This window comes from Candidatus Accumulibacter contiguus (genome assembly GCF_012940005.1).
Lineage (GTDB): Bacteria > Pseudomonadota > Gammaproteobacteria > Burkholderiales > Rhodocyclaceae > Accumulibacter > Accumulibacter contiguus.
In genome coordinates, this window is sequence record NZ_SPMX01000080.1 from 1 (window position 1) to 22,339 (window position 22,339).

20 protein-coding genes are annotated in these 22,339 nt (G+C 61.9%); 11 read left to right on the forward strand and 9 right to left on the reverse strand.

The genetic code is table 11. From position 1 onward, the window contains the following. Nucleotides 1–25 precede the first annotated feature (25 nt). Nucleotides 26–355 carry an ISAzo13-like element transposase-related protein gene (locus tag E4Q08_RS20890; protein WP_443984460.1) on the forward strand — a complete coding sequence of 110 codons (330 nt, stop codon included), beginning with the start codon at nt 26–28 and terminating at the stop codon, nt 353–355. 10 nt (nt 356–365) lie between these two features. Here the strand turns inward: E4Q08_RS20890 and E4Q08_RS20895 are convergent, their stop codons facing one another. From E4Q08_RS20895 to E4Q08_RS20910, 4 genes are all read right to left on the reverse strand, one after another. Continuing rightward, nucleotides 366–1,103: an IclR family transcriptional regulator gene (locus tag E4Q08_RS20895; RefSeq protein WP_169071795.1), complete on the reverse strand. Its 738-nt coding sequence runs from the start codon at nt 1,101–1,103 to the stop codon at nt 366–368. 16 nt (nt 1,104–1,119) lie between these two features. Next, the gene (tpx, locus tag E4Q08_RS20900; RefSeq protein WP_034919830.1) at nt 1,120–1,623 is read right to left on the reverse strand and encodes a thiol peroxidase; all 504 of its coding nucleotides are present in this window, start codon (nt 1,621–1,623) and stop codon (nt 1,120–1,122) included. A gap of 116 nt (nt 1,624–1,739) precedes the next feature. Beyond that, the gene (gene metG / locus E4Q08_RS20905) at nt 1,740–3,845 is read right to left on the reverse strand and encodes a methionine--tRNA ligase (protein ID WP_034919831.1); all 2,106 of its coding nucleotides are present in this window, start codon (nt 3,843–3,845) and stop codon (nt 1,740–1,742) included. Nucleotides 3,846–3,891: 46 nt separating this feature from the next. Then, on the reverse strand, nt 3,892–5,415 hold the full coding sequence (locus E4Q08_RS20910) for a cyclic-di-GMP receptor FimW-related protein (protein WP_034919833.1): 1,524 nt from the start codon (nt 5,413–5,415) through the stop codon (nt 3,892–3,894). Between the two features lie 158 nt (nt 5,416–5,573). Between E4Q08_RS20910 and E4Q08_RS20915 the strand changes: the two genes are divergently transcribed. Then, the gene (locus tag E4Q08_RS20915) at nt 5,574–6,395 is read left to right on the forward strand and encodes a thymidylate synthase (protein ID WP_034919835.1); all 822 of its coding nucleotides are present in this window, start codon (nt 5,574–5,576) and stop codon (nt 6,393–6,395) included. A 12-nt stretch (nt 6,396–6,407) separates the two neighbouring features. After that, the gene (locus E4Q08_RS20920; RefSeq protein ID WP_034919837.1) at nt 6,408–6,956 is read left to right on the forward strand and encodes a dihydrofolate reductase; all 549 of its coding nucleotides are present in this window, start codon (nt 6,408–6,410) and stop codon (nt 6,954–6,956) included. Nucleotides 6,957–7,179: 223 nt separating this feature from the next. Here E4Q08_RS20920 and E4Q08_RS20925 read toward each other — a convergent pair whose 3' ends face one another. Then, nucleotides 7,180–7,797 carry an MFS transporter gene (locus tag E4Q08_RS20925; protein ID WP_169071796.1) on the reverse strand — a complete coding sequence of 206 codons (618 nt, stop codon included), beginning with the start codon at nt 7,795–7,797 and terminating at the stop codon, nt 7,180–7,182. 305 nt (nt 7,798–8,102) lie between these two features. On the opposite strand from E4Q08_RS20925, the gene E4Q08_RS20930 reads away from it, so the two are divergent. The 7 genes from E4Q08_RS20930 (at nt 8,103) to E4Q08_RS20960 (ending at nt 17,064) form a co-directional block, all read left to right on the forward strand. Next, nucleotides 8,103–8,657 (forward strand): glycine zipper family protein, encoded by a 555-nt coding sequence (locus tag E4Q08_RS20930; RefSeq protein WP_034919838.1) that lies wholly within the window; start codon nt 8,103–8,105, stop codon nt 8,655–8,657. 86 nt (nt 8,658–8,743) lie between these two features. After that, nucleotides 8,744–10,810 carry a phosphoenolpyruvate--protein phosphotransferase gene (gene ptsP, locus E4Q08_RS20935; RefSeq protein ID WP_169071797.1) on the forward strand — a complete coding sequence of 689 codons (2,067 nt, stop codon included), beginning with the start codon at nt 8,744–8,746 and terminating at the stop codon, nt 10,808–10,810. A gap of 168 nt (nt 10,811–10,978) precedes the next feature. Then, nucleotides 10,979–12,083, forward strand: a protein-coding gene (prfB, locus tag E4Q08_RS20940) for a peptide chain release factor 2 (protein ID WP_169071798.1) whose coding sequence is annotated in 2 segments (ribosomal slippage) — nt 10,979–11,059 and nt 11,061–12,083 — 1,104 coding nt in all. Because the reading frame shifts where the segments join, the coding sequence is not laid out codon by codon here. Nucleotides 12,084–12,257: 174 nt separating this feature from the next. Beyond that, entirely contained in the window at nt 12,258–13,772 is a 1,515-nt protein-coding gene (gene lysS / locus E4Q08_RS20945; protein ID WP_169071799.1) for a lysine--tRNA ligase, read from the forward strand. A gap of 19 nt (nt 13,773–13,791) precedes the next feature. Then, nucleotides 13,792–15,018 carry an FAD-dependent 5-carboxymethylaminomethyl-2-thiouridine(34) oxidoreductase MnmC1 gene (gene mnmC1, locus E4Q08_RS20950; RefSeq protein WP_308240192.1) on the forward strand — a complete coding sequence of 409 codons (1,227 nt, stop codon included), beginning with the start codon at nt 13,792–13,794 and terminating at the stop codon, nt 15,016–15,018. A 99-nt stretch (nt 15,019–15,117) separates the two neighbouring features. After that, nucleotides 15,118–15,717 carry an RAD23 family protein gene (locus E4Q08_RS20955; protein WP_169071800.1) on the forward strand — a complete coding sequence of 200 codons (600 nt, stop codon included), beginning with the start codon at nt 15,118–15,120 and terminating at the stop codon, nt 15,715–15,717. A 63-nt stretch (nt 15,718–15,780) separates the two neighbouring features. After that, nucleotides 15,781–17,064, forward strand: coding sequence for an O-acetylhomoserine aminocarboxypropyltransferase/cysteine synthase family protein (locus tag E4Q08_RS20960; protein ID WP_169071801.1), 1,284 nt, complete (start codon nt 15,781–15,783; stop codon nt 17,062–17,064). Nucleotides 17,065–17,292: 228 nt separating this feature from the next. On the opposite strand, the gene E4Q08_RS20965 is transcribed toward E4Q08_RS20960, so the two are convergent. The 4 genes from E4Q08_RS20965 to E4Q08_RS20980 form a co-directional block, all read right to left on the reverse strand. Next, entirely contained in the window at nt 17,293–17,871 is a 579-nt protein-coding gene (locus E4Q08_RS20965; protein ID WP_169071802.1) for a Uma2 family endonuclease, read from the reverse strand. Between the two features lie 191 nt (nt 17,872–18,062). After that, on the reverse strand, nt 18,063–18,878 hold the full coding sequence (locus E4Q08_RS20970) for a phosphonate ABC transporter ATP-binding protein (RefSeq protein WP_169071803.1): 816 nt from the start codon (nt 18,876–18,878) through the stop codon (nt 18,063–18,065). Further along, nucleotides 18,875–19,765, reverse strand: coding sequence for a phosphonate ABC transporter, permease protein PhnE (gene phnE, locus E4Q08_RS20975; RefSeq protein WP_169071804.1), 891 nt, complete (start codon nt 19,763–19,765; stop codon nt 18,875–18,877). Before phnE ends, E4Q08_RS20970 begins: the two co-directional genes overlap by 4 nt. After that, nucleotides 19,762–20,634 carry a phosphate/phosphite/phosphonate ABC transporter substrate-binding protein gene (locus E4Q08_RS20980; protein ID WP_308240193.1) on the reverse strand — a complete coding sequence of 291 codons (873 nt, stop codon included), beginning with the start codon at nt 20,632–20,634 and terminating at the stop codon, nt 19,762–19,764. Before E4Q08_RS20980 ends, phnE begins: the two co-directional genes overlap by 4 nt. 531 nt (nt 20,635–21,165) lie before the next feature. Between E4Q08_RS20980 and E4Q08_RS20985 the strand changes: the two genes are divergently transcribed. Beyond that, on the forward strand, nt 21,166–22,254 hold the full coding sequence (locus E4Q08_RS20985; RefSeq protein ID WP_169071817.1) for a tartrate dehydrogenase: 1,089 nt from the start codon (nt 21,166–21,168) through the stop codon (nt 22,252–22,254). The last annotated feature ends 85 nt before the right edge of the window (nt 22,255–22,339 follow it).

Consider the following 22,339-nt stretch of genomic DNA (forward strand, 5'->3'; position numbering starts at 1 on the left):
ACGCTCGCCGTTGTTTCAGCAGGACTTGCAAGCGCTTGCCAATCGGCTCAAGNTGGAAATTCGGATCGCCCACTTCCCGCCGTATTGCTCCAAGCACAATCCGATTGAGCACCGCGTCTTCCCCCATGTCACGCGCGCTTGCGAAGGCGTCGTATTTGAAAGCGTGCCTCTGGTCAAACAACTGATCGAGCGTACCCAGACTCGAACTGGACTTCAGGTCACCGTCGATATTATCGATCGCGTCTACGAAACCGGACGGAAAGCGGCGCTTGATCTCAAGGCATCCCTGCGCATCGTCGCCGATGCACTACTGCCCCCATGGAATTACACCATCCTGCCAAATTCAACAGCATAAAACCGGGAAGTTATTTCGTGGGCGTTCCGAAGTTCCCCATGATGCCCAGCGAGGTGATCGCGGCGACCATGTGTCCGCTGTGATCGAAGACTGGGGCGCTGAAGCCATTGATCCCCGGTGTGACGCTGCCCGAAGCGCGCGAGATGCCGTGGCTGCGGATTTCGTCGAGTTGCCCGGTGAGCGCTTCGAATACCGCTGCCGGCTGCGCATTGCTTGCCTCGGCAGTCGCCCGCACTTCGGCGTCGAGCATTTTCCTGAGATACGGCGAACGATAGAAAGCCGCGAAAGCCAGACCAGTGGCCGACGAAGTCAGCGGCAGCACGACGCCGGTTCGCAGGGTGATCGTCACCGGGCCGCCGGCTTCGACCCAGCGCACACAGGTAGCGCCGTGATTGCCCCACATGGCGAGCGCCACTGTTTCACCACTACGTTCGCAGAGGTCGTCGAGCACTGGCCCTGCCAGTCGCACGGGATCGAGCCGCGCCAGACTTGCGAGCCCGAGTTCGAGCGCAAACTCTCCGAGATCGTAGCGGCCGGTATTCGCGTCCTGTTCGACCAGCCCCATGCGCATGAAGCTCACCAGGTAGCGGTGCGCCTTGGCCGCCGGCATGCCGGCGTTACGGGCGACGTCGCGCAGCATCATCGACCGCCTGCCGGCCGCCAGCGCCCGCAGCAAGCGCGTGCCGACTTCGATCGACTGGATACCTTGTCGTTGTTTGGTCGGTTCAGTGCTGATGGTCTCGGACATTGGCCTGTTGCAGGGATCAGGCCAGCGCCTGCAGCGCGGCGGCGTAGTCGGGTTCGTCCTTGATTTCGGCAACCAACTGGCTGTGCAGCACGTGGTCGTCGGCATCGAGAACTAGCACCGCACGCGCCGCCAGCCCCGCCAGCGGACCATTGCTCAAGGCCACGCCGTAGGCTTCGAGAAAATCGCGACCGCGCATGCAGGACAAAGTCAATACCTGGTCCAGTCCTTCGGCACCGCAAAAGCGGCTCTGCGCGAAGGGCAGGTCGGCAGAAATGCAGAGTACCACCGTATTGCTCAACCTCCCTGCCATTTCGTTGAACTTGCGCACCGAGGTGGCGCAGGTCGGCGTGTCGATGCTGGGAAAAATGTTGAGAACCTTGCGCTGGCCGGCAAAACGGCTTAGCGAAACGTCGGCCAGATCCTTGCCGACCAGCGTAAAGGCCGGTGCTGTCTCGCCCTTTTGCGGGAAGCTGCCATGGACCTGAAACGGTTTGCCGCCTAGCGTTACTGTGCTTGTCATGTGGATTCCTTATCGGGAGTGAAGTGTAAAGGGGACTGCCGTCGACCATGCTGGCAGCGTTGCTTGGGCATTCGTTTGCGTCCGGAGTTCAGCTGCTGTCGGCTGTCCATGCCGGCTTACTTGACGCGCATGCCGGGCTTTGCACCGGCATCGGGTGAGAGCAGAAAGATACCCGGTGTCTGACCGTCTGGGTCGGAGGCGGCCAGGAGCATGCCCTCAGACAGGCCGAACTTCATCTTGCGCGGCGCCAGGTTGGCCACCATCATCGTCAGCCGGCCGACCAGCGTGGCCGGATCGTAGGTGGCCTGGATGCCGGCAAAGACCTGCCGGGTGCCGAGCGTGCCTACGTCGAGCAGCAGGCGAACGAGTTTGTCGGAGCCTTCCACTGGTGTGGCTTCGCTGATGCGTGCAATGCGCAGGTCGACGCTCATGAAATCGTCGATACTGATGTGCGGCCCGGTGCTGGCACCGACGGCAGCCTGCGCGACGGCGACGGTGGCCGCCTTCTCCTGCCGCTCGGCGTGCTTCTGCGGGGCGGCTTGTGGGGGTGACGCCAGAGATTCACGGTTGGCCAGAAGCAGTGCATCGACCTGTCTCTTGTCGACGCGTGTCAGCAGGTGCCGATAAGCGTTGATCGCATGCCCGGCAGCGAGGACCGTGTTGCTGTCCTCCCAGACCAAGGGGGCGACATTGAGGAAGGCTTCTGCCTTGGCGCCGAGCGCCGGCAATACCGGCTTCAATAGAATCGCGAACAGCCGGAAGAGGTTCAGGGCGTTGCTGCAAGCGACCTGCAAATCGCTTTCGCGACCCGCATGCCGGGCCAGTTCCCAGGGCTTGACGCTGTCGATGTACTGATTGGCAAGGTCGGTCAGGGCCATGATCTCACGGATCGCCTTGCCGAATTCGCGCGCTTCATAATGGTCGGCGATCGCCGTCCGACGTTCGCGGATGGCCTGGATCGCCGGCAGCGATTCGTCACAGGTGCACAGCTGGCCGGCGAAGTGTTTGACGATGAAGCCGGCCGAGCGGCTGGCGATGTTGACGAACTTGCCGACCAGGTCGGAATTGACACGGGCGATGAAATCGTCGAGGTTGAGGTCGATGTCTTCCATCGAACCCGAAAGTTTGGCTGCATAGTAGTAGCGCAGCCACTCCGGGTCGAGGCCTTGCACCAGATAGCTTTCGGCGGTGATGAAGGTGCCTCGCGACTTGGACATCTTGGCGCCATCGACGGTCAGGAAACCATGTGCGAAGACCTTGCTTGGCGTACGGTAGCCGGCATTTTCGAGTTCCGCCGGCCAGAACAGCGCATGAAAGTAGAGGATGTCCTTGCCGATGAAGTGATATAGTTCGGCGGTCGAATCCGGCCGCCAGTACTCGTCGAAATCGAGGCCTTCCCTGGTGCAGAGATTCCGGAAAGAGCCCATGTAGCCGATCGGCGCGTCGAGCCAGACGTAGAAGTACTTGCCGGGAGCGTCGGGGATTTCGAAGCCGAAGTACGGTGAATCGCGCGAGATGTCCCAGTCGGTGAGCCTGTTCTCGCCTTCGCTTCCGAGCCATTCCTGCAGCTTGTTGGCCGCTTCGTTCTGCAGTCGACCCTCGCCCTGCGTCCAGCGCCGTAGAAAAGCCTGGCAGCGTGGATCCGACAGCCGGAAAAAGAAATGTTCCGATTGCCGCAGCTCCGGCCTGGCGCCGGAAACCGCTGAATAGGGGTTTTTCAGCTCGTTGGCGGTATACGCCGAGCCACAGCTCTCGCAGTTGTCACCGTACTGGTCGTGCGCACCGCATTTCGGGCATTCGCCCTTGATGAAACGATCTGGCAGAAACATCTGCTTGAGTGGGTCGTAATACTGCTCGATGGTGCGTGTCTCGATCAGGCCGGCCGCCTGCAGACGCGCGTAGATTTCGTTGGCGCAGGCACGGGTTTCCTCGGAATGTGTCGTATCGTAGTTGTCGAAACCGACGTGGAAGCCAGCAAAGTCGCGCGTATGCTCGCCATGTACGCGTTCGATCAGCGCCTCCGGAGTAATTCCCTCTTTCTCGGCACGCAGCATGATCGGCGTGCCATGTGTATCGTCGGCGCAGACGTACCAGCATTCCTGTCCGCACATTTTCTGGAAACGTACCCAGATGTCGGTCTGAATGTACTCGACCAGATGACCAAGGTGGATTGCGCCGTTCGCATACGGCAGGGCGGAGGTGACGAGAATCTTGCGGGTCATTGGCTTTGGCGCAACCGGGTCAAAGGCGCATTCTACCAAAGCGGAGTCAGGCAGGTGACTGATCGTTATACCGAGCAATCTCGTAGTCGCTGCCAGTTGACTCTACCTCCATCGGAGTCAGCAGATGGAGACGGCCATCCTGGCTGAAATCCAGGGTCTCGCGCACACTGAAGCTCCCCAGGGGCAGCACGATGCGTACGATGCCAGGCACTTCGCCATCGTGCAACCAGATGCCGGGAATGGCGACGGCTGCCGAGAAACCACTGCGGCGTGGTCGCAGCTCAATGCTCTGTGCCTGCCGCGCGAGCAGTTGCACACCCAGGTTGGCGCGTCCACCGGCCAGTCGGTTGAAGCGCCTGGCCATTCCCAGCAGCCAGTTATCGCCACCTTCCACTTGCATGCAGAGCAGCGAGCCCAGCGTGATCCGGTCGGTCGATGAATCGTCGAAGCAGGTGCGCAGCCCTCCGAGGCTGACGTTTTCGACGACCCAGCTTTGCGCCTCCGCTTGCAGACTCGCCGCTGCGCCAGAAAAGACCGTATAGCTGTGGTCGAAACCCGGCAACACGGCCATTCGCGTCGCTACCGTATGGCGCTGATGGCGTCGCTGTGGCGGTTGCAGTGCCCAGCAAACGCGCAAATGGCGCAATACCGGCAGCAAGGCTTTCTGCGTAAATTCACCACCGAGATTGAGGCTGGCCGGAACCTCGTCGCGTTCGACCACATGGATCAATTCTTCGAGTCCAGCGAGCGCCTGCCCCGGCGAGAAGAAGCGCAGGCCGGGTCTTGCCGCGCCGGGTTGACGAGCCAGCCGCGCCGGTGCCGAGCCCCTTGTCGCGTCGACCCAATATATGCTCCCTGCTCGGCAATCCGGCGAACACACAAAGGCGGGCAGGAAATGTGCGATCAGTCGATCAGCCAGTTCGATCTGTTGCGGTACCAAGCTATCCATCGAAGAGGTAGAGAACACCAGGGCGTGCAGATATTGCTGGGCGACACTGCTCGAGCTCATGGGGCCGGGATACAGCGGTACCGGCTTCTGTGCGTGGCCAGCCGCTTCGGCCGCCAGAACGGTTCTCCCGAGGCCTTTCCAGAGATCTTTCTCAATCGGCTCGTAGCGATACGTTAGCCACTTGATGCATGTCCGAAGGGCGGCCTGCAAGCGCGCGTCGGCCAGAGGCAGCGAGATTTTGAAGGCATCCGTTCCTCTGTCCTTGGATTCGAGTCGAGCGCGTGTGGTGCACAGGTCGTAGAGCGCAGCGACCGCCGCCCAATAACCGTAACTCCGCTCCCATAGCCGTTGCTGTTCGCGCCTCGACAGGTATGACGAGTACAGGTAGTCGCGCGCCAGGCGCCGCAGATGTGGCTGCCCGGCATCATCGAGCTGGCGAAGCACGTCAAAGTAGTGGTCAAGGCGAAAGTTCCTGGCGTGCTTCAAGGAATCAAACCAGCTCGTCAGTTCATCCACGGCATTGGCTGCCTTATCGACGTGCAGCTCGGCGAGGATCCGCTTCAACTCCTTGGCGTCAGCGAGGGGATGGTCAGGACGTTGCGGGAACAGATGGATGCGCATTGAGATCCAGACTTGGAACGGATTACCGGGTTGAGACGGGGAATTGTAAACCAGGAGCACAATCCCTGCCGATCAATAGTGGCTGCCCTGCGAAAGGCGACGCCGCAGTACCGATTACCGATTTACAATGCGCTCTGGCAGATCGACAGGCACACAGCATGCAGCAGTATCTCGACCTGATGCGGCACGTCCTCGAACGGGGTACCCTCAAGGCAGACCGCACCGGTATCGGCACGCGCTCGGTATTCGGCTGGCAGATGCGTTTCGACCTTGGTGCCGGTTTTCCCTTGTTGACCACCAAGAAGTTGCACTTGCGATCGATCATCCACGAGTTATTGTGGTTCCTGCAGGGCGACACCAACGTGCGCTACCTGCAGGACAACGGCGTCCGCATCTGGGATGAATGGGCCGACCGGAACGGTGATCTCGGTCCCATCTATGGCCAGCAGTGGCGTCACTGGCAGACTGCGCAGGGAAGCGAAATCGACCAGATCGCGCAACTCGTTGACGGCCTGAAGAACAACCCTGATTCGCGCCGCCACCTGGTCACCGCCTGGAATCCGGGTGACATCGAGCGCATGGCGCTGCCACCGTGTCACGCGCTCTTCCAGTTGTACGTCGCACCGGCTGCCGCATCCGATGCGGATCACCGGGCGAAGCTTTCCTGCCAGCTCTACCAGCGCAGCGCCGACATTTTTCTCGGCGTACCCTTCAACATCGCTTCCTACGCGCTGCTGACCTTGATGCTGGCGCAGGTCTGCGGCTACCGGCCGGGCGATTTCGTGCATACACTTGGGGATGCACACCTGTACAGCAATCATTTCGAACAGGCGCGCCTGCAGCTGACGCGTACTCCGCGTGCCTTGCCGACGATGCGACTGCAAACAGCGGTAAGCGATCTGTTCAGCTTCCGCATCGAGGATTTCGTGCTCGAAGGCTACGATCCTCATCCGCACATCGCTGCTGCGGTTGCTGTCTAGGCCTGCAGGCCGATGCGTGTGCAGGCGCCGGCAGTAGCAGGACTGCTCCCCAGGATCTCGCTGATTGCTGTCGTTGCCAGCAACCGTGCGATTGGCAAGGACCAGCAATTACTCTGGCATTTGCCGGAAGACCTGCGGAATTTTCGCGAAACGACTCGCGGCAAGCCGGTGATCATGGGCAGAAAGACCTGGGAATCGTTGCCGACAGCCTTTCGCCCATTGCCCGGACGGCACAACATCGTCGTCAGCCGCAACCCCGGTTACTTGCCCAGCGGAGCAACGCCGGCCCGTTCGCTGGAAGAGGCGATTGCTCTGGCAGGCGAAGTCGCTGAGGTCTTCATCATTGGTGGTGAAGAACTGTATCGTCAGACCCTGCCGCTGGCCAAACGTCTGTACCTGACCGAAGTCGCCGAGAATGCGCCGGGTGACCGATTTTTCCCCGAAGTTTCGCTTGCCGAGTGGCGGGAAGTCTCCCGTCGCACCGGAAACGTCCAAGCGCCGGCCGCTGCCACTCCCGGGAGTATCCCTGCTTTCGATTTCGTGATTTACGAGCATCGCTAATCACCCGTCACGGCGAGGTTGCGGCCAGCGTCAGAATCGGCGCATCTTGCGGTTTCCCCGGATGGCCAGATGGCGATACATCATTCCCGCGACCAGCGTGATTGCCCCGCAAGCGGCCAAGGCCTTGTTGAAGCGCCTCCGGCGGATCTTCCCCCCTCGCTCTAATAATTTCAAGCACTTAGCTCATTTGTAGGCATGTAACGGTACTAATGTTTTCAAGCACTTAAACAGCTACGGGGGAAGACCCGTCCGGGGTGGGCATCGACCGATTGGGCAGGACGGTAATCCGGATTGCTCCCAGCGCGATGAGCACGGCCAAGTAGGACAGGGCATGGAGCAGGAAACAGATGGCCTCGCCAACGGCGGCGACGACGAATCCGGCGAGTGCCGGACCGACGAAGCGAGCGCTGTTCATCAGCAGCGAATTGAGTGCGATCGCATTCGGCAGGTCATCCGGATCGTCCACCAATTGAATCGCAATCGCCTGTCGAGCCGGAACGTCCAGGGCATTGATGCAGCCCAAGAATAACGCAAGACCCATCAGCAGTCCGGGCGAAACCCATTCTTGCCAGGCCAGGGCAGCCAGTACGATGGCCTGCAGCATCGACAGCGCTTGTGTCCACATCAGCAGCCGCCGCCGGTCGAGGCGGTCGGTCCATACCCCTCCGATCGAGGCAAAAATCAGGATCGGGATTTGGCTGGCGAAGCCAATCGTTCCCAGCACGAAGGCCGAGTTGGAAAGGCGATAGGCCAACCAGATCATGGCGATCTGCTGCATCCAGGTGCCAGCCAGCGAGACCAGTTGGCCAAAGAAATGATGCGCTCGGCAACGTCGGCGCAACCGACAATCCTGACATGGCTGCGATGTCCTCACATTCTAGAGACAAATGTTGGGACAGCCGGGTTGTGTGTAAATGTTCCAGGCGGTACATTGCCCGTACTGCTGCCCGCTTGCCCACCTAGCAACAGACGACCCTACCTCTGGCGTTTCAGACTGCACCGGCAGCAGCCCCGCAGACGAACTATTGGTACTATTGCCTGGCTGCCAAGAGCTACTATCCGTACCTCAGGGAGTGTCCCAGCGGCTGGCAGGCGGTGCCATCGCAGCCTCCGGGCCAACCCTGACCCCGACCAGAAGGGATCGACATGAAATCATTATTGGCCACTGCGGTCGCCCTATCGGGTCTGACGCTGATCGGCGGTTGTGTCAGCTTACCGACCGGTCCAAGCGTCATGGCCCTTCCAGGCACGGGCAAGACCTTCGACGAGTTTCGCCTGGATGATGCCCAATGCAGGCAATATGCGCTCAGCCAGGTGGGTGGTGCCACAGCGGAACAGGCAGCCAGCGACGCCGGCGTACGCAGCGCCGTGTTGGGTACCCTGCTCGGTGCCATTGTCGGTGCGGCAATCGGTGGACGTGACGGGGCAGGCGTAGGCGCCGGTACCGGGCTCCTCATCGGCAGCCTGGCCGGCACGGATACCGCCCGGACCTCTGCCTACGGCAACCAGCGACGCTACGACCACGCCTACGTCCAGTGCATGTACGCCAGGGGTGAGAATGTTCCCGTCTCCGGCACATTCACGCAGCCTCGGTCATCTGCACCGATGCTTCTCCAGCAGCCACCGGTTGACAACTACCCGCCGCCACCGCCACCGCCACCGGGCAATCCGCCTCCGCCGCCTCCAGAGTATGGGAGATGAACAGGCGCATGCCGCGCGCCCTGCGATGCCTGGACAGGATCCAAAAAAGATATGCCAGGCTGTCCAGCCTCCTCCTGGCGGCGCTCGTGTTGTGGATCGACATCGTCACCGGCACCGAGATCCAATTCCCACTCATCTATGTCCTTCCGGTGGGCCTGGCAGCATGGCGTAGCCAGCGATATCTGGCATATGGTCTGGCGATGACGCTGCCCGTACTGAGGATCGGTCTTGAATTTCCCTGGGGGACCGACGCATCGCTTGTCATTGCCGACATCAACGCCGTGATCGAGATCGCCGCCATGCTGCTGTACGCGTATCTGGTCGGTGAAGCCACGGCACGGACCAGAGGTTTGACGAAGACGGCTACGGCAAGGGAACGCGAGGTGAGCCAACTGCGCGCCTTTGCCCGGATGACGAGTGCAACCCTGCAAGGGCGGGGAATTTCCCCTGGCATGGCGGACGGAGTGGCGTGGATCTACCTGCCATCGGAAGGCGAATCGACCTTCGAGCAGCAGCCGATCACACAGGACGATGTGGAGGCTGAGATCGACCGGCTCGACAGCGCATTGGCGGCTGCGATCCGGGAGCTGGAAAACAGACAGCAGCATCTCATCGGCGATATGGCCGCGGCGGAGAGCGCCCTGCTGGACGTACACCTGGCCATGCTCAACGACACCGAGTTCTGGAAGGTGTGCAAGCAGCGCGTACGTGCGGATCTGATCCAGGTCGAACAGGCTGTTGCGGAAGAAGTTCGGGAAATGGCCGAGAGCCTGGACGGGTCGACCCAGGACGCCATTCGGGAGCGCAGTGCCGACATCCGTGACATTGGTCGTCGGGTTCTGCGCAATCTCGGGGTCTCCGGCGAGCCACCAGCCAACCATCTGGCTTCACTTCCGCCATGCACGATACTCGTCGTCACCGAACTCCTGCCGTCCGACATATTCCAGCTCGATCGCGTCAATCTGGTGGCCCTGGTCACCGAGCGTAACAGTGCCGCGTCACATGTCGCAATTCTTGCCCGCACCAGAAACATCCCGGCGATCAGCGACATCAAGGATGCCACGGCGCTGCTGGCAACGGGCGACCACCTGCTGGTGGATGCAGAAGCCGGCACGGTCACCGTCGCACCGTCCAGGATTCAATCCGAGCTTTTCGCGGAGCGCCGGAGCCAACATGCCACGCACGAGTCCGCGGCGGCAGCCGACCCAGAGCAGGAGCCCACTACCAGGGACGGCATCCGCATCGGACTGTATGCGAACATCAGCAGACCGGATGAAGCGCATCTGGTGTCGGAGTATCGGCTGGATGGCGTGGGCCTTTTCCGGTCCGAGTTTCTCTTTCTCGATGTCGCCGAGCCGCCCACTCTCGACGAGCAGCTTGCGGCCTATTCCGCGGTGGCTGCGACGCTTGATCCATCTGTCGTCGTCATCCGCACGATGGATTTTGGCGGGGATAAAATCCCGCAATTCAAGCGCACCGAGAGTGATTTTGTTTTCCGGACGGGCGGACGTGGCCTGGCACTTTCCCTAGCCGAGAAAACCCTGTTCCGCACCCAGCTTCAGGCCATCCTCCGCACCGCGCGGTTGGGTGATGTGCGGATCATGTTTCCCATGGTCACTGGGGTGGCCGATCTGAGGGAAGCACGCCATCGGGTCGCCGAGTTGATCGAAGTCGAGCAGTTGGCCAGGCGGGTAGCCATCGGTGCCATGATCGAAACCCCGGCGGCAGTGATCTATATCCGTGAGATCGTGAAGATGGTCGATTTCGTATCCATCGGGACCAATGATCTCGCCCATTTCATCCTGGCCACGGACCGCCAGTCACAGGAATCTCCTGGCGCACTGGCGTTCCTGCATCCCAGTGTGCTGCGGGCGACAGACCATGTGGTGCGGACTGCCCTGAATCAGGGGATTGACCTCTCGGTGTGTGGAGAAGCAGCAGGAATTCCGGCGGCCGTCTGCCTGTTGGTGGGAATGGGGGTCCGGAACTTCAGCATGAACCCTTTCCAGGCGTCGGGTATCCGCCGCTTCCTGCGACAGATGACCATCGAACAGATGGAAACGGTCGCCAGGGATGCCCTGGCCGTTACCACCCTGGAAGAAGTCCAGCAGATCACCGAAACTGCACTTCGTGAAACTCCCGTGCTCAACTAAGTGGGCGAAATGATGAACAGGTGGTGGATTCTTCTTTCCGGCCATCCGCATGGCCAATGGCGTGGCGCCAGGATGACGTTACACCTGCCTACTCTTGCCTGCCCGCCCGGTTCGGCTCGCTGCACGTATATAATGCACAGTCCATTCATCAAGCAAGCAGGGTCCAGTATGGAAGCCGAACAGCTCAACCTCATCGAAAACCGGCTCGCCGACCTCGGTCAGCGTACCACCGAACTGCGGAGGTATCTTTGACTACGATCAGAAAGCCGATCAGTTAAAGGCCGTCGCACGCGAATTCGAGGATCCGAAGGTCTGGGACAACGCCGAGCGCGCGCAGGAACTCGGGCGCGAGAAGCGCTTGCTGGAAAACGTCGTGCTGACGCTGAACCGTGTCGGCGATGGCCTGCGCGACGCCACTGATCTCTTCGAGATGGCGCGCGAGGAGAATGACGACGACACGCTGAACGCGGTCATCGCCGATGTCGACGCCATCGAGAAGGAAGTTTCCGGCCTCGAATTCCGGCGCATGTTCAACAACCCGGCCGACCCGCTCAATTGCTTCGTCGACATCCAGGCCGGCGCCGGCGGCACCGAAGCACAGGACTGGGCGGCGATGCTGCTGCGCATGTACATCCGTTACGGCGAACGCAAGGGCTACGCGGTCGAAGTGCTCGAGGAATCGGAAGGCGAAGTCGCCGGCATCAAGACGGCCAGCATCAAGCTCACCGGCGACTACGCTTACGGCATGCTGCGTTCGGAATCCGGCATCCATCGACTGGTCCGCAAGTCGCCCTTCGATTCGAATGCACGCCGCCACACCAGTTTTTGCTCGGTGACAGCCTACCCCGAAATCGACGATTCATTCGAAGTCGACATCAACCCGGCCGAGCTGCGCATCGATACCTACCGCGCTTCCGGCGCCGGTGGTCAGCACATCAACAAGACCGACTCGGCGGTGCGCATCACGCATCTGCCGACCAACATCGTCGTGCAGTGCCAGAATGACCGTTCGCAGCACCGCAACCGTGCCGAGGCAATGGCGATGTTGAAATCGCGTATCTACGAAGCCGAGATGCGCAAGCGCCAGGCCGAGCAGCAGAAGCTCGAAGACGCCAAATCCGACATCGGCTGGGGTCACCAGATCCGTTCCTATGTGCTCGACCAGTCGCGGATCAAGGACTTGCGCACCAACGTCGAAGTCGGCAATACCCAGGGCGTGCTCGACGGCGACCTCGACCAGTTCATCGAAGCCAGCCTGAAACAGGGTGTCTGAGCCGCATGCCCAACCCGACCAACGGTCATGGCGAAGAATGCCACTCCGAATGATGCAAGCCGACGCCATGCCTGTTTCCCTCACCCCCCAACCCCTCTCCCGCTGGCGGGAGAGGGGGGGCGTCGTGAGTCGCTCAGCGACTTTCACGACAAGTACTGATCGCGAAACCCCATCATGTCCCCGACCGAAAACCTCCCCGACCCTGCGCTGCAGCCGGACGAAAACCACCTCATCGCTGATCGTCGTGCCAAGCTCGCCGAATGGCGGCAGAGCGGCCAGGCCTTCCCGAACGACTTTGCGCGCGAAAATACTGCCGGCAAGATCAACGATCTCTACGACAGCAAAACGCTTGAGGAACTCGCCGCGGCGCCGGTCGCCGTCCGGGTCGCCGGGCGCATCATGCTCAAACGGGTGATGGGCAAGGCCTCGTTCATCACCGTTCAGGACCTCTCCGGCCGCATCCAGGCCTATGTCAGCCGTGACCAGGTTGGCGATGAAACCTATGCAGCATTCAAGCGCTGGGACATGGGGGACATTGTCGGTGCCGTCGGCACGTTGTTCCGCACCCGTACGGGTGAGCTGACCGTGCAGTGCATGGAGATCCGACTGCTCTCGAAGTCACTGCGACCGCTGCCGGAAAAGTTCCACGGCCTGACCGACCAGGAACAGAAGTACCGCATGCGCTACGTCGACCTGATCACCAACGAGCAATCCCGCTTCACCTTCGTGGTCCGCAGCCGCATCGTGCAATCGATCCGCAACTTCATGATCCATCACGGCTTCCTCGAAGTCGAGACGCCGATGATGCACCCGATCCCTGGCGGTGCGACGGCGCGCCCCTTCGCGACACACCATAACGCGCTCGACATGCAATTGTTCCTGCGCATCGCGCCGGAGTTGTATCTCAAGCGCCTCGTCGTCGGCGGCCTCGAAAAGGTGTTCGAGGTCAACCGCAACTTCCGCAACGAAGGGCTCAGCCCGCGCCACAACCCCGAATTCACGATGATGGAATTCTACGAGGCATACTCCGAGTACCGCCAGTTGATGGACTTCACCGAAGGACTGCTGCGCCACAGCGCACGCGAGGCGCTGGCCAGCGAAGTGTTCGAATACCAGGGCCGCAGCATCGACTTCGCCAAGCCCTTTGCCCGTCTGACGATCATCGAAGCGATCCGTCAGTTCCATCCCGGCTACAGCATCGCACAACTCGGCGACGCCGCCTGGTTGCGTGCAAAACTGACGGCGATGAAGGTCGAGGTCGCTGCAGAATCCGGGCTCGGTGCGCTGCAACTGAAGCTCTTCGAGGAGACTGCCGAAGCCGATCTCTGGGATCCGACCTTCATCATCGATTACCCGGCCGAGGTCAGCCCGCTGGCGCGCCGTAGCGACAGCAACCCCGAGGTCGCCGAGCGTTTCGAGTTGTTCATCGCCGGCCGCGAGATCGCCAATGGCTTCTCCGAGTTGAACGACCCCGAAGATCAGGCGGCACGCTTCCTCGAACAGGCGCAAGCCAAGGAAGCCGGCGACGAGGAAGCGATGTACTACGACGCCGACTACATCCGCGCCCTCGAATACGGCCTGCCGCCGACCGCTGGCTGCGGTGTCGGCATCGACCGGCTGGTGATGCTGCTGACCGACTCGGCAAACATCCGTGACGTGATCCTCTTTCCGCAGATGCGGCCGGAGTAGGCAACTGCAGCTAGCCAGAGTGCTCATCGACCGGCACTCCCGGCGCATGCCACAGCACGCGATCGTCATCGGTGCCGGTCTGGCCGGCAGCAGTGCCGCCGAGCGGCTGGCGGCACGCGGCTGGACGATCGATCTGATCGAGCGCGCCGACGCGCCCGGCGAGGGCGCTTCGGGTAATCTCGCCGGCGTTCTGCGCCCGCTGCCCTCGCTCGATCACAACCGCCTGGCACGACTGACGCGGGCCGGTTTCGTCCACGCCCATGCGCATCTCCAGTCGCTGACCGCCGCCGGCTTGCCGCTGCGCTGGGGTCGTACTGGTGTGCTGCATCTGGCGCGCGACGACAAACACGCCGCGACGCAGCAGCGGGTGGTCGAAATCCAGCAGCCTGCAGCCGATGAGTTGCGCTTCGTCGACCGTGACGAAGCCAGCCAGCTGGCCGGCTGGCCGGTCGCCAAGGGCGGCTGGTGGTTCCCCACTGGCGGCTGGGTCGATCCCGCTTCGCTTTGCCGGGCCAACCTGGCTCGTCACGCGACGGCGATCCGGCCGCACTATCGATGCCAGGTCGCAGAAATCAGGCAGCAGGCGGATCTCTGGCAGGCCTGCGACGCCGCTGGCAAGCTCATCGCCGCAGCACCGGTGCTGATTCTGGCGAACGCAGCGGCTGCCCGATGCTTTGCCCCCGCCGCGCATCTGCCGCTGCGCGCTGCGCGCGGGCAGGTTTCGCATCTGCCGGCCGCGACGGCTTCGCCGCCGGCCATTGTCGTCTGCCGCCTCGGCTACGTGACGCCGGCAATCGACGGCCTGCGCTGCGCCGGCGCGACCTTCTGTGTCGACGACCAGGAAAGCGCGCTGCGCCAGGCCGATCATGCCGAAAACCTGGCCAAACTCGATTTCATCCTGCCAGGCTACAGCCATGGCATCGACCCGGCGCAACTCGGCGGCCGCGTCGGCTTCCGCCCGCTGTCGCCGGATCGTCTGCCGATGATCGGCGCACTGGCCGACGCCACCGCCATCGATCCGGCGTATCCGTCGCGGCTGCTCGCTGCCATGCCGCGCCTGCCAGGTCTCTACCTGATCAACGGCTTTGGCGCCCGCGGCATCGTCTGGTCGGCGCTCGCCGGTGAACTGCTGGCCTGCCTGATCACCGGTGCGCCACTGCCGCTCGCCGACGACCTGGTCAACGCCGTCGATCCCGGCCGCTTCCTGCTGCGTGGCCGCAGCCAGCGGTGGCGCAGCGACAGGTGAATCCTCCGTCAAGCCTGAGCGTGAAAATTGCGCAGTGGTCGCCCTCCACGGCTGCCCGCAAAGCGTTACACTGCGATTTTTTTCCAGGAAATCCAGGGTATGGAAAACCAGTCCCCAAGCACCCACCCGATGATTCTCGTTGCCGCAGCCTCGGTCACCCTGCTCAGCCTCACCAGTGTCGCGGCGCTGCTGGGCTGGCTGCCGAGCCCCATGATGGCACCGCAAGTGACCAGCGCGCCCACGCCGACCGCCAGCGCTACGCCCGCGGAAAAGTCCGCGACGCTGAACATCCCTGCCGGTTCGAGGGTCACGGTGCATACCGTCAGCGAAGCTCCCGCAAGCCAGGCAAGCAAGAGTGTCGCCACTCGACCGACCGCAGCAGTCGCCGGCAAGGGGCGATCCATTGCGACTTCCAGCTCCTACCACACTAACCGTGGCACCAGGCCGATAGCGAAAGACTCGCAACAGGAGAACACGCTTTACGTCAACCACAGCCGACCTGCTGTTGGCGCTTGCCGGGACTGCGGTACCGTAGTCGACGTGCGCGAGTTGACGAAAAAGGGGAGCGGCAGTCCACTGTACCAGGTCACCGTTCGCCTCCACGATGGCAGCATGCGCACCGTCAACGAATCGCAAGCACCGCTGTGGCGCAGCGGCGATCGCGTGCGCATCGGCAATGGAGAGTTCCCCGGCATCTAAGTGGGCCATCCGAGATGCTAAGATCGATCCTTGCCCAAGCGCCAACCCCCAGGGAGAACCTGCATGAAGCTAGAAACGCTCGCCGTCCACGCCGGCTACAGTCCCGAACCGACAACCAAGGCGGTCGCCGTACCGATTTACCAGACCAGCTCGTATTCCTTCGACAGCACCCAGCATGGCGCCGACCTGTTCGACCTCAAGGTGGCCGGCAACATCTACACGCGCATCATGAATCCGACCCAGGATGTCCTCGAAAAGCGCGTTGCCGCGATGGAAGGCGGCATCGGCGGACTGGCGCTGGCCTCGGGCCAGGCGGCGATCACCTACGCGATCATGACCATCGCCGAAGCGGGTGACAATATCGTCTCGGCGGCAACCCTGTATGGCGGTACCTACAACCTTTTCGCACACACCCTGCCACAGTACGGTATCGAGGTGCGCTTTGCCAACCAGGCCGAACCGCCCAGTTTCGAAAAACTGATCAACGGCAAGACCAAGGCCATATATTGCGAGTCGGTCGGCAACCCGCTTGGCAACATTACCGACTTCGAACCACTCGCCGAGATTGCGCACCGCCATGGTCTGCCCCTGATTGTGGACAACACGGTCCCTTCGCCCTATCTGTGCCGTCCCTTCGAGCACGGCGCCGACATCGTCGTCCACTCGCTGACCAAGTATATCGGTGGCCATGGCAACTCGATCGGCGGCATGATCGTCGATAGCGGGCGCTTTCCCTGGGCGGAACACAAGGTGAAATTCCGGCGTCTCAACGAGCCGGACGTGTCCTACCACGGGGTCGTTTACACCGAAGCCCTGGGGCCGGCTGCCTTCATCGGTCGCGCGCGCGTCGTACCGCTACGCAATATGGGTGCCGCCATCTCGCCGTTCAACAGCTTCCTGATTCTGCAGGGCCTGGAGACGCTGCCGTTGCGCATGGACCGCATCTGCGCCAACACCGAAAAGATCGCCGCTTATCTGCAGGGCCACGCCAAGGTGGCATGGGTCAATTACGCCGGCCTTCCCGATCATCCAGACCACGCGCTGGTGCAGAAGTACATGGACGGCAAGGCTTCCGGGATTCTCACCTTTGGCGTCCAGGGCACCGACTGCAGTGCTGCGGAGGCCGGCGCTCGCTTTCAGGATGCGCTGCAGTTGTTTACCCGGCTGGTCAACATCGGCGACGCCAAGTCACTCGCCTGCCACCCGGCATCGACCACGCACCGCCAACTGGCTCCGGCAGAACTGGCCAAAGCGGGCGTTTCCGAGGAAATGATTCGTCTCTCGGTCGGCATCGAACATATCGACGACCTGATCGACGATCTGGAGCAGGCGCTGGCTGCCGCCTGAAAAGATCCCCTGTACGCAGCCCTCTTAGGAACGTTCAAAAAACAACCTGCGGAAATTCATTGCTGGACTGGAAAAACGGTGGGATTCCATTGATCAGCTTTCGCAAATTGTTTTTGAAACGTTCCTTATCCGGTTGTAGCATCCTTGCCGGATGTGATTTCCAGCGTTAGCGGGACAAGCTCACACCCCTGCATGGGCGAGAAGAAGGCGCCCGGCTCGTGATTCCCTTCACGCCAGCACGTCCGCCAATGCAACCCAGACCCCCGGCACCCACAGCGGTGCTACTGTTTCGCAGTTCGTGGGCATGTGCATTAGGCGGTACTGCCCTTCGATGGGTTCGCGATAGACCGCCAATTTGCCGGCCTTGACATCACACAGCCAGACCTCGGGAATGCCCTGGCGCGCATAGAGCGCAAGCTTGACATCGCGGTCGTATTCGAGGGTTGTGTCGGAAACCTCGACGATCAACAGGACGTCAGCGGCTGTCGGGTGTCGGTCGGCATAGTTGGCGCGTTTGACGAGGGCAATGTCCGGCTGCGGTTCGCTCCGTTCGTCAAGGACGATGGGGTTCTGCGCCCGCACCATATAACTGGCGGAAGGGCCGCTGCCGAGACACTCGGCAAAACGGTCGACGAGAAACGCATGCCTGCTGCCTATCGGCGCCATATCCACCAGTTCTCCATCGATCAACTCAACGCGGTCGGTCTCATCCAGCAAACCGGACTGGGCCATGCGATGAAACTCCTCCACCGACCAGCGGTGATAAGGCACGGCAGCGCGTTCGCGGATCTTCCGTAGGGTGGGCATGGCAGGTTCCCAGGCTCGATGACATACGAGATGATAGTCCGGCATTCGCCTGGCGGCAATCGCGTTTCGAGCCAGGCGTGTCGGTCGTGGACGGTGGTGCAATCGCACCCTGGATCACAACTCGTTATCGGGGCACGTGAGTACTGGTGGGGGGCAGTAGCGAACAGGGCAGGCTCGTCCGGCAACATCGCTCATGAAAACGCCTCCACCCCAGCCTCTGAGCCTGGAATGGCCGAAGCCCCCCAGTACGTTCGATTCGAGCCCATGTCTGGTCGATACAGTTCGACGAGTTTCTGCTCGCCGACCATGGCCGGCGGCAGATCGAAGGCGATCCGCCCCATCTTGAGGCCGATGACCCGATCGGCCAGCAGCGGCAGCAGCGATGGGTTATGGACGACGGTGATCAGGGAGGCATTGGCGGCGGCGTTGACCAGCAGTCGACAGACGTCGCTCGCCGCGGACGGGTCGAGGGCTGCCGTCGGTTCGTCGGCGAGAATTAGCCGCGAACGCTGCATCAGTAGCCGGGCGATGGCTATCTTCTGCCGCTCGCCGCCAGACAGCCGGTCGGCTCGGGTATCGGCGCGCGCCAGAAGGCCGACGGCACGCAGTGCACCCTCCGCATTAGCCACTTCGTTGGCCGGAAAGCAGCGCGTCCAGCTACGCCAGCCGGTGATCCATCCGAGGCTACCGATGAGCACATTTTCCAGGGCCGACAGCCGGCCTACAAGATGAATGCCCTGCATCACCTGGCCGACTTCCACGCGCAGCGCGCGCAGCTCGCCTGGCGGCAATGGCCGGTCCAGGGTTCGGCCGAGTACTTCCACGCTGCCGTGAACCGGTTGCAGGAAGCCGCTCAAAAGGCGCAGCAGGGTCGATTTGCCAGCGCCATTGTGGCCAACGATGGCGACGCGTTCGCCCTCTGCGACGCTGAGATGGTCGATTTCCAGCAGCGCACGGCCGTGCACCGCGCACAGCACCGATTCAAGAGAAACGCAGGGTCGGCTCATAGCAGCGCCTTGCGGATTCGCCGGCTGAGGGCGTCGAATCCGGCGACCAGGACGATGATCACGAGCAGCACGGTCGATAACCGGCCCCACTGAAAGAGTGAAGTCGCTTCGCTGATCAGCAGGCCAAGGCCGCCAGCGCCGATGATTCCCAGGATGGTTGAGTCACGGATGTTGAATTCCCAGAGGTAGAGGTGGCTGGAAACGAACTGTGGCAACACTGCCGGCCAGACGGCGTTGAAGAATACCTGCACCGGCCCGGCCCCGACGCTGCGCACGGCATCTATGGCCGCCATGTCCAGCGACTCGATGGCTTCGGCGAACAACTTCCCGTAGCTGCCCATGGAATGCAGCGCGATGGCGAGAATGCCGGCAGTCGGCCCGAGGCCGACGATGCCAACCAGCACCAGCCCGAACACCAGCGTGTGTATCGAGCGTGCGACATCGAGGATCGCCTTGGCCAGCCAGAACAGCGGCCGCGACGCCGCCAGGTTGCGCGCGGTTAGCACCGCCAGCGGCAAGGCCAGCACGGCGCCGAGCAATGAGCCTAGCGTAGCAATGCGCACCGTCGTCCATGTCGCTCGCGCGAGCCCGGCGAGGTAACCGAGTTCGACCTCCTGGCGGTTTTCGATGCGCAACAGTGTGCCGTCGTCGCTGTGGTATTCGAGATTCGGCTTGCCGAACCAGACATCCAGGAAACTCGGCCGGGCAAACTCGCCGACGGTCTTGATCAGGTTGTGCAGGGGATTTCGCCCCAGCGTCAATTCGCCTTCGTCAGCGAGCGAACCCAGACAAGCGATCACCAGTATGGCATAAGCCAGGGCCAGTCCAAGAAAGCCGAGCCGGCCGCCGAATCGATCGGCAAAGCGCGAGACACGCACCATCCTCATTTCGCCTGCAGGATTCCTGTTGCCAGGCCGGCATCGCGAATCGGCTTGTAGAAATTGTTGTCGCGGCTGACAAAGCCGGTGTAATGCGGCGGCAGAAGCTTTGGCTCGGTCTTCAGGACATCACCGACCTCGCTGAGCGCCGCTTGCAAACGAATGACGAAGGCTCTGTCGGCGGCCAGGGCCTTGCTGACAGCAACAGCATCGTTCGGCAATGGCGCGGATTGCCAGATGATCCTCGATTGCTCGGCCTTGATCAGACCCTGCTCGATCATCGCATTGCGGTTACGGTTGTAGTCTGCGCCGGCGTCTAGTATCCCCTGGGTGACCTGAGTTTCGATCGCCTGATGCTTGGTGTATAGCACCTTGCTGAAATAGCGCTCGGGGTCGATGCCCTGGGTCATGAAATAGTGCAGCGGAATCAGGTAACCGGAGGTAGAACCCTTGTCACCGAAGGCGAAAGTCTTGCCCTTGAGGTCGGCTGGCTGGTTGATGCCGGAGTTCGGGTGGGTCACCATGATGGCGAAATATTCAGGCTTGCCGTCGTAGAGGATCGTGGACACCACCTGCGCTCCTGCCTGGTGATTGGCCAGCACATAGCCCCATGGTCCCATCAGGGCAATGTCGGTCTCGCCGTTGGCCAGCGACTTGGCCAGGCCTTCCCAGCTATCGACCGTGCGTAGTTCTACCGGTCGGTTGAGCTTGTTCGAAAGATAAGTCGCCAGAGGGCGGTAGGTGGCATCGTTCTTTTCCTTGTCTGGTTGGAACAGCCCGACACCGAGTTTCAGAGCTGGCTCTGCGGCATTTGCATCAGTGTTGAGGAGGGCCGTGGTGACGACGATGAAGAAGCAAAGTCCGATAAGGCGTTTCACGAGGGACTCCTGTAGCGAGTGAAGATGCGAAAAGCAACTCCGATTGTTCGGTGAGTTGAGCGAGATCGAAGTGCGTTCGGCCTGCTCAATCTCGAGCATGTGGTCTGCACCTGGACATCTCGCCCTAGGGCGAACGGTAGCAGATTGGCGCTCTCGGTGTTGAGTCGAAGAATCTGCCAATAGCTTTCAGACGAGATCAGCACGGCACGATGGAGGGGATTTTCGTCACTGGGCGCCGACGAGCGAGAAACGACGTCTCAGCTGTCTGAAACAAGCGGCCTCTCCCCTTACATCCTGCTGTTTCGGCTGCCGCGCTCAGATCCATTCCAATTTAAGTCGCGCGACGGCCTGTCTGCATCGGCAGAGAGTTTCCAGGTTTTAGTCCGAGCTTTTCCCGAGCCTGGTAAACGCTTCCGAGAGAAAGTCGACGAACGACCGGATGCGCGTCAACAACTGACTCGAGGAGCCTGTGGAGTTCCTATAGTACGCACCGTGCCACCCCCCCACCACCTCATAGACAGGAGACAAATGATGAAGACCTATCGCATTGCCACGGTTCCCGGCGACGGCATCGGCAAGGAAGTCGTTCCCGCCGGTCAGCAGGTTCTCGAAGCGCTGGCCGCTTCGAACAGCACTTTCCGCTTCGAGTTCGAGAACTTCGACTGGGGCGGTGACTACTTTCGCGAGCACGGCGTGATGATGCCGGACAATGGACTGGATGCACTGCGCAACCAGGATGCCATTCTCTTCGGCTCTGCCGGCGACCCCGACATCCCCGACCACATCACGCTCTGGGGACTGCGTCTGAAAATCTGCCAGGGCTTCGACCAGTACGCCAACGTGCGCCCGACCCGCATCCTGCCCGGCATCGACGCCCCGCTCAAGCGCTGCAAGCCAGAGGATCTCGACTGGGTGATCGTGCGCGAGAACTCCGAAGGCGAATACTCCGGCGTCGGCGGTCGCGTGCATCAGGGCCACCCGATCGAGGCCGCCACCGATGTTTCGATGATGACCCGCGTCGGCGTCGAGCGCATCATGCGCTTCGCTTTCCGCCTGGCCGAATCGCGGCCACGCAAGCTGCTGACGGTGATCACCAAGTCCAACGCCCAGCGCCACGCCATGGTGATGTGGGACGAGATCGCGACCGAGATCTCCCGCGAGTTCCCGGACGTCACCTGGGACAAGGAACTCGTCGATGCGGCTACGGCGCGCATGGTCAACCGTCCAGCGTCGCTCGACACCCTCGTCGCCACCAACCTGCACGCCGACATCCTCAGCGACCTCGCAGCGGCCCTGGCCGGCAGCCTGGGCATCGCGCCGACCGGCAACATCGACCCCGAGCGCCGTTATCCGTCGATGTTCGAACCGATCCACGGTTCGGCTTTCGACATCATGGGCCTGGGCCTCGCCAACCCGGTGGGGACTTTCTGGTCGGCCGTGATGCTGCTCGAACACCTCGGTGAAGCCGAGGCTGCCAAACGCCTGATGCAGGCCGTCGAGACCGTCACCGCCGATCCGGCGCTACATACCCGCGACCTCGGCGGCAAGGCAACTACTGCCGAAGTCACCCGGGCCGTGTGCGATCACCTGGCCGTCAGCGCCGAGCGCCAGGCCGCCTGACCGTCGTTCCAGCCCGGCGCGACCGCCTGACGCGCCGGGCTTGTCGTCAAGGCGTCACCCATTCGGCTTCAACACAGCCATGCCA